Genomic DNA, 14,069 nt, shown 5'->3' with positions numbered 1-14,069 from the left:
ACGGTGGGGATCGGCAACCGCATGCGCTCAGCCCCGATCGGGCGCCTCACTCACCGGCATGCTCGGCGATGTAATGGCCGATGGCGCTGGCGGCGTTGAGCATGTGGGCGCGCATCCGCCGTGCGGCGCCGTCGCCGTCGCCCTCGGCGATGGCCGCCAGGATCTCGCCGTGCTCGGCTCGCGAGAGCCGGATGCGCTCGCCGTGGCGCAGCTGCGTGCGGCGAAACCCCGAGAGGCGGGTGCGCAAAGCGAGGGCCTGTTCCAGCAGGAAGCCGTTATGGGTGGCGCCGTAGAGCGCCTCATGGAAGCTGCGGTTCAGCGTGTCGTAGGCGTCGACGTCGCCCGCCTCCACCATCGCCTCCGACCGGGCATGCAGGTCCATCAGGTGGCTGCGCTCCAGGGGCGTCATCCGGTAGGTGGCCAGCCGCACGCACATCGCCTCGAACTCGGCGGTGGCCTCGAACATGTCCATGATCCGCTCCGGCGTCATCCGGGTGACGACGACGCCCCGGCGCGGGCGCAGCTCCACGAGCCCGTTGAAGGCGAGCTGACGCAAGGCTTCCCTCACCGGCGTGCGGGAGGCGCCGAAGCGGTCGGCCAGATCCTGCTCGTCCAAAGCCGTGCCCGCGCCCAGGGTGCCGGCCGCGATCTCGTCGGTCAGGGCGTTGCGGATCAGGTCGGAGAGAAGCCCCCGCTCCTCGGCGATGCCGTCCATGGTCGTCGTCCCTTCCCCGTCTTCGCCGCACGCCGTCTCGTCATCCCACGATGGCCCGGACAATCAAGTAGAAGATCGAGGGACCGACGAGGCAGCCGATACCGGTGTGGAAGGTCGCCGTGAGCGCACCGTAGGGCACGAGCTTCGGGTCGGTGGCGGCCAGGCCCCCCGCCACCCCGCTGACGGTGCCCATCAATCCGCCGAAGGCCATGGCGGAGCGCGGATTGTCGAGGCCGATGAGCTTCGCCACCAGGGGTGTGCCCACCATCACCATCACCGCTTTGGTCACGCCGGTGGCGATGGAGAGCGCCATGACGGCGGAATCCGCGCCGAGGGCGGCTCCGGTGACGGGGCCGACGATATAGGTCACGGCGCCCGCCCCGATCGTCGTGATGCTGACCGCGTCGGTATAGCCGAAGGCGACCGCCGTCAGGGCACCGACGATGAAGGGGATGATCGTGCCCAGGGCCAGGGCGACGATTCCGAGGATGCCGGCGCGCCTCGCCTCCACCACGTCGACCTCGAAGGCGGTGGCGACGATGGCGAAGTCGCGCAGCATGGCGCCCCCCATCAGCCCGATCCCGGCGAAGACGGGCAGATCGGCGACGCCCTTCTTGCCGCCGGTATAGGTGCCGGCGACATAGGCCAGGACCAGCCCCAGCACGATGGCGATGGCCGAACCGTGGACGCGGCCGGCGGTGAGGTGGCGCGCCGCGAGGTTCGAGACCAGCATCAGGCCCCCGACCACGGCGAAGGCGGCCACCAGGCTCTGTTCGATGAAGACGTGCTCGATCATCTGCAGCATCGGATCAGGCCTTCGTGCCGGAGGGCGGGGCGGGGGCGTCGGGAGACTTGCCGGCGACCGCATCGCTGCCGGGCGTGTCGCTGCGGCCGAAGCGGCCGAGAAAGGCGACGCAGGCGAAGCACAGCAGCAGCGAGACCGTTGCGGCGATGAGCACGATCGGGCCGCCCTTCACGGCGGCCACCACATTCTGCTGTGCGGCCATGGCGACGACGATGGGGATGTACATGGTCGACCAGAACTCGACCCCGAGCTTGATCCCGGAGCTGAGCTTGCCCTTCGCCAGCAGCCAGCTCCTGGCGGCGATGAGGAGGATCATGGCGAGGCCCACGCCGCCGACATTCGCTTTCACCCCGAGGGCGACACCGAGGAGATCGCCGAGGAACACGCCGATGAGCGTACACAGGGCGAGGAGCGCGACGCCGAGAATGGTCATGCCGCCCCTCCCCGGTTTTCCGGGTGGGAGGCGTTGCGGCGTGTTCGGTATGCCCAGCTCATGGTTCCGTCTCCATCCCGTATTTCTTGATTCGTTTGTTGTTCCGTTTAGTATACACGCGGTTGACTTTAGCGCAATTCGGGATACGTTCCGATGCCATTCCACGGCTCACGGATGTCGAGCCGGGCGATTCCTCGGGCCTGCGCATACGCGGGGTCCGGATGACGAGAGGCGGATCGGATGACCGATTGGCGAGTGCAGCGGACGGCAAGGGATGAGCGGATCGAGCGCGGTCGCGCCCATGCGACGGGCAAGCTCGTCGCCGCCGCCGCCGTCGTCGACCTGCTGGAGGCGGTGCTGCTGCCCGGCGACCGGGTCTGCCTCGAAGGCGACAACCAGAAGCAGGCGGATTGCCTCGCGAGAGGGCTCAGTGCCTGCGACCCGGCGCGGGTCCACGACCTGCACATGGTGCAGTCGGGCATCGTGCTGCCCGAACACCTCGACATCTTCGAGCAGGGCATCGCCCGGCGCCTGGACTATTCCTATTCGGGGCCGCAGGGGGCGCGCATCGCCCGCATGCTCTATGGCGGGCAGATCGCGCTCGGCGCAGTGCACACCTATCTCGAACTCTTCGCGCGCTACTTCATCGACCTGACGCCCAACGTCGCCCTCATCGCCGGCGTCTCGGCGGACCGCGACGGCAACCTCTATACCGGCCCCAACACGGAAGACACGCCGACGGTGGTGGAGGCCACCGCCTTCAAGAACGGCGTGGTGATCGCGCAGGTGAACGAGATCGTCGACCGGGTGCCCCGGGTCGACATCCCCGGCGACCGGGTGGATTTCGTGGTCGAGGCCGACAGGCCGTTCTACGTGGAGCCGCTCTTCACCCGCGATCCGGCCGCGGTCACCGAGACGCAGATCCTGATGGCCATGATGGCGATCAAGGGGATCTATGCCGAATACGGCATCCGCCGGCTCAACCACGGCATCGGCTTCGGCACCGCCGCCATCGAGCTCCTGCTGCCGACCTTCGCCGAGCGGCTCGGTCTCAAGGGCAGAATCGCCACCCATTGGGCGCTCAACCCGCATCCGAGCCTGATCCCGGCTATCGAATCGGGCTGGGTCGAGCAGATCCACTGTTTCGGCTCGGAAGTCGGGATGGACCGTTACATCCGCGAGCGGCCGGACGTGTTCTTCACCGGCTCGGACGGAAGCCTGCGCTCCAACCGCGCCTTCTGCCAGACGGCGGGGCTCTATGCCTGCGACCTCTTCATCGGCTCGACCCTGCAGATCGATCTGCAGGGCAATTCCTCCACCGTCACCACCAACCGGGTGGCGGGGTTCGGCGGCGCACCGAACATGGGCTCCGATCCCCATGGCAGGCGCCACCCGTCCGACCCGTGGATGAAGGCCGGCGAGGAAGCCGGCGGCACCGGTGATCCCGCCCTGCGCCGGGGCCGCAAGCTCGTCGTGCAGCTGGTCGAGACCTTCGGCGACAAGCTGGTCCCTGCCTTCGTGGAGCGGCTCGACGCCCTCGAACTGGCGCGCAAGCTCGATCTCGAACTCGCCCCCGTCATGGTCTACGCCGACGACGTCACCCACATCGTCACGGAGGAGGGCATCGCCAACCTGCTCCTGTGCCGGACGCTCGACGAGCGCGAGCAGGCGATCCGCGGTGTCGCCGGCTACACCGATGTCGGGCGCGGGCGCGACCACGCCATGGTCGAGGCGCTTCGGGCGCGAAAGATCATCCGCCGGCCGGAGGATCTCGGCATCGATCCCCTCGAGGCCGACCGCTCGCTGCTCGCGGCGCGGTCGATCAAGGACCTCGTGCACTGGTCGGGCGGCCTCTACGAGCCGCCGGCCAAGTTCCGGAACTGGTGAGGGAGCGCCGTCTCATGGAAAAGCTGACCTTCCGGCATCGGACGTCGAAGCCCCTGCCCGGCACGAAGGCCCAGGCGATCACCGGCGTGGTCGCCTCGGGCAACCTCGAAGTGCTGATGGAGCGTAGCCTCGCGCCCGACGAATGCACCGTCGAGATCGAGACCGCGATCAACGGCTACGGCCCGGTCTGGGAGGCCGTGGTCTCCGACTTCGTGGGCCGCCGCCAGCCCGGCGGCCTGCGCATCACCATCAACGACGGCGGGGCCCGCCCCGACACCGTGACCCTGCGCCTGCTCCAGGGCGCCCGCCTGATGGAGGCCGTGTGATGGCGATGAGCCCCGTCTCCCTGTCCGCCGATCCCCTCGACCAGAGCTGGTACGAGGCGAGCGCCCGCGCCCGCATCGACGCCCTCCTCGATCCCGGCACGTTCGAGGAGTTCATCGGCCCCGAGCAACGGATGATGAGCCCGCACCTGCCCGCCTTCGACCTGCCGCGGGCCTTCGACGACGGCATCGTGGTGGGACGCGGCCTCCTCGACGGCGCGACGATCCTCATCGCCGCGCAGGAGGGCCGCTTCATGGGCGGGGCCTTCGGCGAGATCCACGGCGCCAAGCTCGTCGGCCTGCTGCGGGCGGCCCGCGCGGTGAAGCCGGCGGCGGTGCTGATCCTGTTCGATACCGGCGGCGTCCGGCTGCAGGAGGCCAATGCCGGCGAGACCGCCATCGCCGAGATCATGCGCGCCATCGCCGACCTGCGCAGGGCCGGGGTGCCGGTGGTCGGGCTGATCGGCGGGCGCGCCGGCTGCTACGGCGGCGGCGGCCTCATCGCCGGCACCTGCTCGCGCCTCGTCGTCTCGGAAGGGGGACGCATCAGCGTCTCCGGCCCGGAGGTGATCGAGACCAACAAGGGGGCGGAGGAGTTCGATTCCCGCGACCGGGCCCTGGTCTGGCGCACCATGGGCGGCAAGCACCGCCGTCTCATCGGCGGGGCGGACGCCTTCGCCGACGACACGATCCGCGCGTTTCGCGATGCGGCGCGCGAACAGATCGGCAGAGCGCCGGCCTTCGACCTCGCCACCCTGGAGGCCGAACAGGCCCGCCTCGAAGCCCGCCTCGACCGGTTCGGCGATGCGCGGGACGCCACCGAGATCTGGGGCCGTCTGGGCGTGAACGATCCGGCCGCCGTGCCGGGCCTCGACACGGACCGATTCGACACCCTTCTCGCCCGCCTGCCGGAGGCGCCCCATGACGCTCGCTGAAATCCTGGCCTCGCTGTTTCCCGAGGGGCACGGCGTCACGGTCGCGGATGGCCTCATCGGCGGCGACGGGCCTTTCGGGGCGGGCCGCCTCGCCGTGGTGGGGATCGACGGCAACACGCCGCTCGGGATCGAGGGGGCCTGCCTCCTCGCCGGGCGCGTCCTCGACGTGGTGCGCCGGGGCGGCGATACGCCGATCCTCGTCGCCATCGATTCCGACAGCCAGCGCATGAGCCGCCGCGACGAGCTGCTCGGCCTCAACGAGTATCTCGCCCATCTCGCCAAGGCGCTGCTCCTCGCCGATGCCAGCGGCCACCCCACCATCGGCCTCGTCTACGGGCACACGGCGGCAGGCGCCTTCATCGCCACCGCCCTGGCGACGCGGGTGCTCGCCGCCCTGCCCGGCGCCCATCCGAGCGTGATGGACCTGGCCTCGGTGGCCCGCGTCACCAAGCTCCCCCTCGACCGGCTGGAGGAGATGGCGACATCCACCTCCGTCTTCGCGCCCGGCCTCGACAACATGGTGAAGGCCGGGGCGGTCCATGCCGTGCTCGACCCGTCGACGCCGCTGGGTCCCCAGATCGAGTCCCTCATCGCCGGGAGCTCCGCAGCGGATTGCCGCGACGAACTCGGCCAGGTGCGCGGCGGACGGCTCATGGCGCGCGACATTGCCGGGCGGGTGGTGCGGGCGGCGACGGGCGACGCTGCGCCCCATGACTGAGGACGAGGCGTCGGGGCTCGCCCGCCACGACCTCCTGCGCGTCGACCCGGAATCCTGGGACCGCCTCCTTGCCGGGCGCCGGGATCTCGACGGCGTGCCTCATCTCGCCGATTGGGCCCGTCGCGGGCGGCCGGTCATCGTCCGCCGCCGCGATCCCGGCCAGCCGCCGGATCGCATTCCCGTCGGCCTGCCGCTGCCGCCATCGGCCGGCAAGCGCCGGGTCGGCCTCGCCCTGCCGCCCTCTGCCGCGAGCTTGTCTCCGCCGGTCACCCTGGCGAGCGTGTGCGAGACCGCGCCGGCGGCATGGCGGCCGGTCGTCGACGAGGTGCTGGCCCTCGGGCGCGAGCACGGCCTCGTGCCGCATGTGTTCGGAAGCCTGCTGTGGCAGGCGCTGACCGGTCTTGCCTATCTCGGAACCGGTTCCGATCTCGATCTGCTCTGGCCGGTGGGAGGCCGGGTCGATCCCCGCTTCCTGCCGGCCCTCGCCCGGATCGAGGGGCGCGCGCCGATGGGCCTCGACGGCGAGATCGTCCTGCCCGACGGGGCCGGCATCCACTGGCGCGAACTGCTCGCTGCGCCCGAGGGCGGAACCGTCCTCTGCAAGGGGCGGGAGAGCCTCGCCCTGCGCCCGGCCGCGTCGTTCCTCGGCGAGGCGGTGTCATGACCGCCCTCGCCCGCTCTCCGACCTCAGACGCCCGGATTCCCCTCGGCCCCGGCGACATCGCGGAACGCGCCGTCGCGTCCCTGCGCCGCGAGGTCGAGACCTATCCCAAGCCCGGCCTCGTCAGCCATGTGGATCGCGGCAGCCACGCCGACATGGATGCCGGCACCTTTCGCGCCAGTGCCACGGCTCTGGCCCCCTCCTTCGCCGCTCTCGCCCATGCCGGAGCCGCAGGCGCCGGCATGTCCACCCTCCGCCGGATCGGCATCGAGGCCGAGGGCGCCATGCGGCAGGCGACGGGTGGGGTGAACACCCATCGCGGCGCCATCTTCGGCCTCGGCCTGCTCACCGCCGCCGCGGGCGCCCTCGCCCACACGGCCCGCCGCCTGCCGCCGGGAGCGCTCGGGCGCCATGTCAGCGAGCGTCACGGCGACGCGATCCTGGCCGGACCCGTCCTGCTCCACGCGCCGGGCGCGGCGGCGCGGCGACGCTACGGAATCGGCGGCGCACCCGCCGAGGCGGCGGCCGGATTTCCCACCCTCTACGGGGTCGGGCTGCCCGCCCTGCGCCGGGCGCGGGGGCTGCGCCCCGGTGATGAGGAGGCCGCGCGGGTCGAGACCTGTTTCGCCCTGATCGCCCGTCTCGAGGATACCAACCTGCTCCATCGCGGCGGCGAGGCGGGCTTTGCCTTCGCCCGCGCCACGGCCGCGGGTTTCCTCGCCGGAGGGGGCATCGCGCGGGACGATTGGCGGGCGTGGGCGGTGGCCATCCACCATGCCTTCGTCGCCCGCAATCTCAGCCCCGGCGGCAGCGCCGACCTCCTCGCCATGACCCTGTTCGTCGACGGACTGGAGACGGCGGCATGAGCCTCGCGGTCCTGCTCTCGGGCCAGGGCGGCCAGCATCCCGCCATGTTCGATCTCGTGGCCGATCATCCCGCCGCGCAGGACATCTTCGCGGCGGCGACGCCCCTCCTCGGCGCCGACCCGCGTGAGCTCGCCCGGACCGGCGGCTCGGTCCTCCACGGCAACCGCACCGGTCAGATCCTGTGCTGCGTCGCCGGCCTCGCCGCCTGGACCGTCCTGCGGGACAGGTCTCCCGGCCGTGTGGTCCTCGCCGGCTACAGCATCGGCGATCTCGCCGCCTGGGGCTGCGCCGGGCGGCTCTCGCCGGCCTCCGTCCTCCAGCTGGCCGCCGCGCGGGCCGAGGCGATGGATGAGGCCAGCGGGCCGGGCTACGGGCTCGCCGGCCTGCGCGGCCTGTCGCGCGCGCGCGTCACGGCCCTGGTCGAGGAGCATGGCTGTCATCTCGCCATCCTCAACGCCGCCGACAGCGTGGTCGCGGGCGGGGCGGTGGCCGCCCTCGAACCCCTGTGCGCTCAGGCTCTCGCCTCGGGGGCGGCGCGGGCGGTGGTGCTGCCGGTCCATACGCCCTCGCACACGCCGCTCCTGGCGGCGGCCAGCGCCCGGTTCGCCGAGGATCTGGCGCGGGCGCAGATCCTGACGCCGCCTCGTCTCGGCCCGTCGCCGCCCCCTCGCCTCCTCAGCGGTCTCGACGGTGCCCCGGTCTTCGACGCCGCGAAGGGGCTCGACAAGCTCGCTTGCGCGGTCTCGCGGACCATCGATTGGGCGGCCTGCCTCGACGGCATCCGCGAGGCCGGGGCACGGGCGGTCCTCGAACTCGGCCCCGGCCATGCCCTGGCGACCATGGCGCGGGAGGCGATGCCGGACGCGGCCGTCCACGCCGTCTCCGATTTCCGCTCCCTGTCCGGACTCACGGACTGGCTCGCGGCGCAAGCCGGCGCCGGCTGAGCCGCCCCGGCTTGCGCGGTGAACCGTATGCCCCGCCGGCGCGTTGGGGAACGGGCGGAGACGTGGCCATGTCGAGACGGATCTACGGGGCCGGTATCCTGGTCGTTGCCCTGGCATCGGCGAGCCCGGGAATGGCCCAGAACATGGCGTTCACGCCCCCGGAACCCCGGCCGAGCCCCGTCCCGAGCGAGCCCGTCCGGCATCCCGAGCCTCCCGCGCGGCCGCAACTCCATGCCTTCGGGGGCGAGCTTCCGAACCAGAGGACCGGCCCGATGCGCAACCGCGTGGTGCGTGACATCTGCATCGGCTGCGACCGCTGAATCAGGGAACCCTGAGAGGGCCGGACATCATTCAGAAACAGAGCGGCGCGACACAGACCCGCTGCGCTCCGATTGCCCCCAAGCGAGGCGTAGCGGACAGGCGGAGCGGCGTGCCGATGGCACGCTGCCCCGTCCGTCCTCAGGCCGGCGCGGACGCGTCGCGCGCGAGGGGATGTTCCGAATTGTCCGCCTTTGGTCCATGGATGTCCCGGTGACGTCCGCCGGAGACGCGTTTGGCTAGCCGCTATGGGCTCGAGATCCGCGCTGCAACCGCCGCCGACGCGGCGGGCCTCGCCACCCTGTTCCGGGCGGCGGGACAGGCCGTCGCGGCGAACGACCTCGCCGAGCGGCTCGAGGCCCTGCGCCTCGGGAGCGGGACGGCCCTGATGGCCGTCGAATGGGGACCGCCGAGCGGCCTCGTCGTGCTGCACTGGTATCGCTCGCTCATGGCGGCGCAGCCTGTCGCCCAGATCACCGGCCTCCTCGTCGGGCCGGATGAGCGCCGACGCGGGATCGGCCGCCTGCTGCTGAAGGCCGCGTCGCAGGCCGCCCGCCATGCGGGATGCGCGACCCTTGAACTCGCCGCCTCGCCCGATGACGAAACGCTGCGGGCCTTCTGCGAGAGCACGGGATTCGAACGGGCCGGATCGCTGTTCACCCGGCCGCTTCGCAAGAAGAGCTGATGCCGCCCGGGCCGGGAACCGGGAGATTCACCCCATCGTTGCGTCCCTGGGATCGTTCCGATCCGATCAAGGAGACCGGCATGACACGGATTCTTCTCCGCACGGCCCTCGCCTCGGCACTGATCCTCGGCCTCGCCGGTGCGGCCCAGGCACGCGGCGGCAGCGGCGGCGGCGGCGACGGGCTCTCGCCCTATTCGGCGCTGAGCGGCAACGACCGTTCGGCCGGCGTCAACAACGGCAATTACCGCGATCCCCGCCTCGACCCCTACCTGCAGACCTACGGCCGGCGCTACGTCGCGCCCCGCCCCTATGGCGGCGCCGGCGAGTACGGTTATCGGCCCTCGCGTCGGGGCTATGACGGATACGGATACTGACGGGGCAAACGTCCCGCTCTTCAGGCCGGGGTCTTGCGGGCGGTGGCGGTGTCGTCGCCCGGCTCGATGATGATCGGCTCCACCGTTTCCGGCATCCCCTGTGACCGGCATTCCGCCAGGATCGCGTCGGCTCCCTCCTGGCCGATCAGGCCGAGGGAGAGGGCGTGGTCGGCCATGATGGCGGTGTCTCCGGCCAGGACCAGGCTGCTGCCGGCCTCGCGGATCGCCTGCGACAGGCGCTCGATCTCGACGGCCCGGCACGGGTCGCGCGAGACGTTGCGGATATAGACGGCGAGCACCCGGCCCGGATTCTCCGAGACGATCTTGGCATAGACTTCCGGGTCGTGCTGGCCGCTGTCTCCGATGAGCACGAAGGGCAGGTCGCCGTAGAGGGCGAGCATGTGGCGGATCAGGTCGCGCTTGTGGTCCTCGGCGCGGCGGGGCAGCGGGTGGCGCCAGGAAAGGCCCCATTCCCGCAGGAAGAGCACCGGCCCCGCCGGAATCCCGTGCTGCCGGAAGAACTCGCTGAGCATGTCGTAGATGCCCCAGGGCGCACGGGACACGTAGAGCATCGGGTTCGACTGGTCGCCCGTGGCGCCGGCGTGCAGCGCCCGGCTCAAGGACGCCGCTCCCGGAAAGGCGACGCGGTCCTCGGCATCGGCCACGAACAGCCGCCACAGCATCTTGAGCTTGTTGGCCACGCCCGTATGCATGATCGTGTCGTCGATATCGCTGATGACGACGAAGCGGCAGTTCTCCGGCGGAATGAACACCCGCCCCTGCGCCCGCACCGGCGGATCGGCCGCGAGTTCGAGATCCACGACGTGCCAGTGGCCCTCGCCGGCGGGCACGCTCGGCGGCTTGAGGCTTACCCGGAAATAGCCGTCGCGGTCGGTGACGGCGGTCGTCTCGGCCCCGCCGAAACGCGCGACGATGGAGGCATCGGCGACCTTGCGCCGGCGGATGCGCCGGGCGATGTCGCGCAGGTCGGCGGCGATGTCGTCGGCTTCGGGGTCTGGCTCGCGGCGTGCCTGCCGGAAGACCCGGCCGATCAGGAAGATCTCCCTCGTCGAGCCGTAGCCGCGATAGGCCTCGATCACCGTCCCGCCCGTTCCCTGAGCCCGGCGCACCGGCCGCGCCGCCAGGGCCAGCAGGCGCCCGCCCGCCTTGCGCCAGCGCGGCGTCGCCCGTTCGGGGGTCGGAGGGGGTGAGGTCATGGGCCGGCCCGAAAACAAGTCGATCGTGATCGCGGTCAAGCCGCCGTCAGGGCCGAAGGTTGCGCGGGATGGCGCGATCGAGGGTCGTCACAGCCGCTCGATCTCCGCCAGCAGCGTCTCCGAGAGGGTGATCCCCTCCTCGGCGGCGCGGGCGCGGGCGGCGAAGCGGCGGGTTCCGGGCAGGCGCGCGCCGTCCTGTTCCGCCACCGAGCGGGCCAGCACCGCGAACCGCTCGAGGGCATTGCCGGCGAAGGCCGTAGCGTCGATGGCGAGGATGAGCTGGCCGGTGGACGGGGGCTCGCCCTCGGCATCGAGGAAGGACGAGGCTTCGCTGGCAAAGCGCGCCCCGGTGAGGCCGGCGGCGAGCAGTTCCACCATCAGGGCAAGGGCCGTGCCCTTGGCGTCGCCCAACGGCACCATGGTGCCGGCCAGCGCCGCGACGGGGTCCGTGGTCGGGTTGCCCTCGGCGTCGAGGGCCCAGCCCTCGGGGATCGCCTCGCCGCGCTGTTTGGCGGTGATGATGTTGCCGCGCGCCACCTTCGACAGGGAGAGATCGACGATGATCGGCTCCGCCCCCGGCAGCGGGCAGGCGAAGGCGATCGGGTTGGTGCCGAAGACCGGCCGGGTTCCCCCCCAGGGCGCCATGGAGGCGGGGGCGTTGGCGAAGAGGATGGCGACGAGACCCCGTTCGGCCAGGGCCTCCACCGGCCGGCCCGCGGCCCCGCAATGGTGCGAGCGGCGGATGGCGGCCGCGGCGATCCCCTGTTCGCGGGCGATCTCCGGCAGGACGGCGATGGCCGTGTCGAGGGCCGGATAGGCGAAGCCGTGGGCGGCATCGATGGCGAGCATTCCCGGCTTCGGCCGCGTGCTCGACACCACGGCATGGCCGACGACCTTGCCCGCTCGCACCTGCTCGCCATAGGCCAGCAGCCGCATGAGCCCGTGGGTCCGCAGACCGTCGGCCTCCGCGGCGACGAGGGCGCGGGCGACGCTCTCGGCCTGGGCGGGCGCGGTTCCGCAGCGGACCAGGGTGTCCGTGGCGAGGCGATGGGCGGCGTCGAGGCGAAGGATCGGCATGGCTTGGCCTTAAGGCAGCTGTCCGTGGCCTGTCGAGAGAGAAGTCCGCCCCGGCGCCGGGCGTCGGCGGAGCGGGTTCCGGCCGAACGGTTCCGATGGTATGATTTAAGACGAAACGGCCGATGGGTAAGCTGAATCTCAGCTGTCGGCGGGCGTGTCCCGTGATTTCAAATGAAAATTGCCGCCGCGTTATTTCAGTGAACCATGTGGTCCGTGCGGCGTTGTTAAGCCAAATCCGTAGGACATGAGGAAATAGACTATGCAGATCAAGACAGTCGCCGTCGCCGCCGCCCTCGCCGTTTCGCTGAGCGGCGCGGCCTTCGCCCAGACGGCTGCCGGTGGCGGCAACACCGAGGGCAACATGAACAATCCCGGTAGCGTGAAGAGCAACAGCGAGAAGGGCATGGAGCGCATGGAGGGTGGCGCCAACACCACCGGCTCCACCATGGCTCCGGGCATGGCGACCGATGTCCCCTCCAACGCAACGCCGGGTGCGCCGGCCGGCTCGAATGGCGGCAACGCCGCCACCGGCAGCGGAGCCGCCCCCAGCGGCAAGTAAGGCTTCAGAGGCGCTCTCTGGAGACAGACCGCTGCGCCGCAAAGACAGCGCCCCGTCAGCCGAAAGGCAGGCGGGGCGCTCTCGTGTGAGGTGGCCGGAAATGATCGGGGCGGCCGGGACATCGATCGAAAAAGATCGTCGTGATTTATCCGCGATTAACCAACTTCGCGCTGAATGGGAGACATCAAGGTTGATGGTTCCCTAAATCGACACGGACGATCGACGCGACGGTCGCGGGGCTCTGAGCGGAGCTTGGCGAGGTCGTTCGAGGGCCGTGCGGGCAGGGTACGCGTATCCGAGTACAGCCCGCATGATCGACGATGCGTCCGCCTATCGCCGCCGCCCCCGCCGTCCCCGGCCGCGCAGCCGCGTCCTTCTGAAGACGGCCGTCGTCGCGCTGTTCGTCGCGACCTTTCCCCGGCTGACCGGATCGGACATGCCCGTGCCCGCCGCGACGGCGCCCCTCGCCGGCCGACAGGTCTTCCCCGAGGCGACGCCCACCGCGGCCGCCCGCAGCTTCGCCTGGATGCTCGACCCCTCCCCCGCCTTGGGTGGACGGACGCCGGACTGGCGCGCCTCGGAGCCGATGCAGGTGGCCGGGTTCGCGGTGCTGAAAGCCTCGCCCGTCGAGATCGCCCCCGGGATCGCGCTCGCCGCCGTGGCACCGGCCCCCGCTGAACCCGCAACCGGATCACGGCCGCTGCAGCAGACCGCCCGCCTCGTCCAGCCGATGCCCGCCCCGGTGCCGCGCCCCTTCGACCTAAAACCCCTCTCTCGCGAGCCGCGCCTCGCCACCCGCCGGCCGCCGTCGCGGACGGTGGTGGCGGCCCGTCAGGACGTGGAGGCCGAGCGCTCGTTCTTCGAGACGGTGTTCGGCCGGCGTGATCCGGATCGGAACCCCGCTCCCGCCCTCGCCTATGCCTCCGCCGATACGGGGGCCATCGATCTCAGCCAGCGCCGTGTCCTCGACCGCGTCCCCGCGACGGCGGGCGGCGGGACCGCGATCTACGACATCAGCGCCAGCACGGTGACGCTGCCGAGTGGAGAGCAGCTGGAAGCCCATTCGGGGCTCGGCCAGCACATGGACAATCCGCGCCTCGTCCATGTTCGCATGCGCGGCGCGACACCGCCCGGCACCTACGATCTGACCGAGCGCGAAGCCCTGTTCCACGGGGTGCGCGCCATCCGCCTCAGCCCCGTGGGCGGCAGCGCCGCCATCCACGGCCGCGACGGCATCCTCGCCCACACCTACATGCTCGGCCCGAGCGGCGCGTCCAATGGCTGCGTGGTGTTCAAGGACTACAATCGCTTCCTTCAGGCCTATCTGCGCGGCGACATCCGCCGCCTCGTGGTGGTGGCCGGTCACAAGGGCGATGCGCCGGCTTCGTTCACGGCGAGGCTGTTCGGCCGCTGATCCCCCGGTCGTTTCCCATCCGGCCGATCCCGGCCCAAACATTCTTCCGCGCCACGAAGTTAGTCTGCGGCGTGCCGAACGCCTCGCAGACTAACCTCATGACGCGCGGTCGCAGGTCGGCGATCTTTTCTGCCGAGG

The 14,069-nt window shown here is 71.3% G+C and carries 17 protein-coding genes; 12 read left to right on the top strand and 5 right to left on the bottom strand.

What is annotated here, in order from left to right:
- Positions 1-46 precede the first annotated feature (46 nt).
- The 3 genes from MKK51_RS03595 to madL are packed head-to-tail and all read right to left on the bottom strand — an operon-like array spanning position 47 to position 1,953.
- Entirely contained in the window at positions 47-715 is a 669-nt protein-coding gene (locus MKK51_RS03595; protein ID WP_243975019.1) for a GntR family transcriptional regulator, read from the bottom strand.
- Between the two features lie 40 nt (positions 716-755).
- Positions 756-1,520 (bottom strand): malonate transporter subunit MadM, encoded by a 765-nt coding sequence (gene madM / locus MKK51_RS03590; protein WP_243975018.1) that lies wholly within the window; start codon positions 1,518-1,520, stop codon positions 756-758.
- A gap of 4 nt (positions 1,521-1,524) precedes the next feature.
- A complete protein-coding gene (gene madL, locus MKK51_RS03585; RefSeq protein WP_243975017.1) occupies positions 1,525-1,953 on the bottom strand; it encodes a malonate transporter subunit MadL in 429 nt (142 codons plus the stop codon).
- Between the two features lie 240 nt (positions 1,954-2,193).
- Between madL and mdcA the strand changes: the two genes are divergently transcribed.
- The 10 genes from mdcA to MKK51_RS03535 all read left to right on the top strand — a co-directional run bounded on the left by mdcA (position 2,194) and on the right by MKK51_RS03535 (position 9,664).
- On the top strand, positions 2,194-3,840 hold the full coding sequence (gene mdcA, locus MKK51_RS03580) for a malonate decarboxylase subunit alpha (RefSeq protein ID WP_243975016.1): 1,647 nt from the start codon (positions 2,194-2,196) through the stop codon (positions 3,838-3,840).
- A gap of 14 nt (positions 3,841-3,854) precedes the next feature.
- Positions 3,855-4,166, top strand: a complete 312-nt coding sequence (gene mdcC / locus MKK51_RS03575) for a malonate decarboxylase acyl carrier protein (protein ID WP_243975015.1) — start codon at positions 3,855-3,857, stop codon at positions 4,164-4,166.
- Positions 4,166-5,098 carry a biotin-independent malonate decarboxylase subunit beta gene (locus MKK51_RS03570; RefSeq protein ID WP_243975013.1) on the top strand — a complete coding sequence of 311 codons (933 nt, stop codon included), beginning with the start codon at positions 4,166-4,168 and terminating at the stop codon, positions 5,096-5,098. Before mdcC ends, MKK51_RS03570 begins: the two co-directional genes overlap by 1 nt.
- Positions 5,085-5,816, top strand: coding sequence for a biotin-independent malonate decarboxylase subunit gamma (locus MKK51_RS03565; protein WP_243975011.1), 732 nt, complete (start codon positions 5,085-5,087; stop codon positions 5,814-5,816). Before MKK51_RS03570 ends, MKK51_RS03565 begins: the two co-directional genes overlap by 14 nt.
- Positions 5,809-6,480 carry a malonate decarboxylase holo-[acyl-carrier-protein] synthase gene (mdcG, locus tag MKK51_RS03560; protein ID WP_243975009.1) on the top strand — a complete coding sequence of 224 codons (672 nt, stop codon included), beginning with the start codon at positions 5,809-5,811 and terminating at the stop codon, positions 6,478-6,480. Before MKK51_RS03565 ends, mdcG begins: the two co-directional genes overlap by 8 nt.
- Positions 6,477-7,343 carry a triphosphoribosyl-dephospho-CoA synthase MdcB gene (gene mdcB / locus MKK51_RS03555; RefSeq protein ID WP_243975007.1) on the top strand — a complete coding sequence of 289 codons (867 nt, stop codon included), beginning with the start codon at positions 6,477-6,479 and terminating at the stop codon, positions 7,341-7,343. Before mdcG ends, mdcB begins: the two co-directional genes overlap by 4 nt.
- Complete coding sequence (locus tag MKK51_RS03550) at positions 7,340-8,287, top strand: acyltransferase domain-containing protein (RefSeq protein WP_243975006.1); 948 nt, start codon at positions 7,340-7,342, stop codon at positions 8,285-8,287. Before mdcB ends, MKK51_RS03550 begins: the two co-directional genes overlap by 4 nt.
- A 68-nt stretch (positions 8,288-8,355) precedes the next feature.
- Positions 8,356-8,607 carry a hypothetical protein gene (locus MKK51_RS03545; protein ID WP_243975005.1) on the top strand — a complete coding sequence of 84 codons (252 nt, stop codon included), beginning with the start codon at positions 8,356-8,358 and terminating at the stop codon, positions 8,605-8,607.
- A gap of 233 nt (positions 8,608-8,840) precedes the next feature.
- Positions 8,841-9,290, top strand: a complete 450-nt coding sequence (locus MKK51_RS03540; RefSeq protein ID WP_243975004.1) for a GNAT family N-acetyltransferase — start codon at positions 8,841-8,843, stop codon at positions 9,288-9,290.
- 80 nt (positions 9,291-9,370) lie between these two features.
- Positions 9,371-9,664 (top strand): hypothetical protein, encoded by a 294-nt coding sequence (locus MKK51_RS03535; protein ID WP_243975003.1) that lies wholly within the window; start codon positions 9,371-9,373, stop codon positions 9,662-9,664.
- 20 nt (positions 9,665-9,684) lie between these two features.
- Here MKK51_RS03535 and MKK51_RS03530 read toward each other — a convergent pair whose 3' ends face one another.
- Positions 9,685-10,881 (bottom strand): App1 family protein, encoded by a 1,197-nt coding sequence (locus MKK51_RS03530; RefSeq protein WP_243975002.1) that lies wholly within the window; start codon positions 10,879-10,881, stop codon positions 9,685-9,687.
- A gap of 87 nt (positions 10,882-10,968) precedes the next feature.
- Complete coding sequence (locus MKK51_RS03525; RefSeq protein WP_243975001.1) at positions 10,969-11,958, bottom strand: Ldh family oxidoreductase; 990 nt, start codon at positions 11,956-11,958, stop codon at positions 10,969-10,971.
- A 259-nt stretch (positions 11,959-12,217) separates the two neighbouring features.
- Between MKK51_RS03525 and MKK51_RS03520 the strand changes: the two genes are divergently transcribed.
- Positions 12,218-12,517 carry a hypothetical protein gene (locus tag MKK51_RS03520; protein ID WP_243975000.1) on the top strand — a complete coding sequence of 100 codons (300 nt, stop codon included), beginning with the start codon at positions 12,218-12,220 and terminating at the stop codon, positions 12,515-12,517.
- Between the two features lie 310 nt (positions 12,518-12,827).
- Complete coding sequence (locus MKK51_RS03515) at positions 12,828-13,931, top strand: DUF2778 domain-containing protein (protein ID WP_243974999.1); 1,104 nt, start codon at positions 12,828-12,830, stop codon at positions 13,929-13,931.
- Positions 13,932-14,069: the final 138 nt, after the last annotated feature.

This window comes from Methylobacterium sp. E-045 (assembly GCF_022829685.1).
Taxonomy (GTDB): domain Bacteria; phylum Pseudomonadota; class Alphaproteobacteria; order Rhizobiales; family Beijerinckiaceae; genus Methylobacterium.
Note: the sequence above shows the minus strand (reverse complement) of the source record. Positions and strands in the feature narration are given on the sequence as shown.

Excerpts from the sequence above, each read along its gene's own strand:
- MKK51_RS03595 (WP_243975019.1), bottom strand. The coding sequence starts at position 715 with ATGGACGGCATCGCCGAGGAGCGGGGGCTTCTCTCCGACCTGATCCGC.
- madM (WP_243975018.1), bottom strand. The coding sequence starts at position 1,520 with ATGCTGCAGATGATCGAGCACGTCTTCATCGAACAGAGCCTGGTGGCC.
- madL (WP_243975017.1), bottom strand. The coding sequence starts at position 1,953 with ATGACCATTCTCGGCGTCGCGCTCCTCGCCCTGTGTACGCTCATCGGC.
- mdcA (WP_243975016.1), top strand. The coding sequence starts at position 2,194 with ATGACCGATTGGCGAGTGCAGCGGACGGCAAGGGATGAGCGGATCGAG.
- mdcC (WP_243975015.1), top strand. The coding sequence starts at position 3,855 with ATGGAAAAGCTGACCTTCCGGCATCGGACGTCGAAGCCCCTGCCCGGC.
- MKK51_RS03570 (WP_243975013.1), top strand. The coding sequence starts at position 4,166 with ATGGCGATGAGCCCCGTCTCCCTGTCCGCCGATCCCCTCGACCAGAGC.
- MKK51_RS03565 (WP_243975011.1), top strand. The coding sequence starts at position 5,085 with ATGACGCTCGCTGAAATCCTGGCCTCGCTGTTTCCCGAGGGGCACGGC.
- mdcG (WP_243975009.1), top strand. The coding sequence starts at position 5,809 with ATGACTGAGGACGAGGCGTCGGGGCTCGCCCGCCACGACCTCCTGCGC.
- mdcB (WP_243975007.1), top strand. The coding sequence starts at position 6,477 with ATGACCGCCCTCGCCCGCTCTCCGACCTCAGACGCCCGGATTCCCCTC.
- MKK51_RS03550 (WP_243975006.1), top strand. The coding sequence starts at position 7,340 with ATGAGCCTCGCGGTCCTGCTCTCGGGCCAGGGCGGCCAGCATCCCGCC.
- MKK51_RS03545 (WP_243975005.1), top strand. The coding sequence starts at position 8,356 with ATGTCGAGACGGATCTACGGGGCCGGTATCCTGGTCGTTGCCCTGGCA.
- MKK51_RS03535 (WP_243975003.1), top strand. The coding sequence starts at position 9,371 with ATGACACGGATTCTTCTCCGCACGGCCCTCGCCTCGGCACTGATCCTC.
- MKK51_RS03530 (WP_243975002.1), bottom strand. The coding sequence starts at position 10,881 with ATGACCTCACCCCCTCCGACCCCCGAACGGGCGACGCCGCGCTGGCGC.
- MKK51_RS03525 (WP_243975001.1), bottom strand. The coding sequence starts at position 11,958 with ATGCCGATCCTTCGCCTCGACGCCGCCCATCGCCTCGCCACGGACACC.
- MKK51_RS03520 (WP_243975000.1), top strand. The coding sequence starts at position 12,218 with ATGCAGATCAAGACAGTCGCCGTCGCCGCCGCCCTCGCCGTTTCGCTG.
- MKK51_RS03515 (WP_243974999.1), top strand. The coding sequence starts at position 12,828 with ATGATCGACGATGCGTCCGCCTATCGCCGCCGCCCCCGCCGTCCCCGG.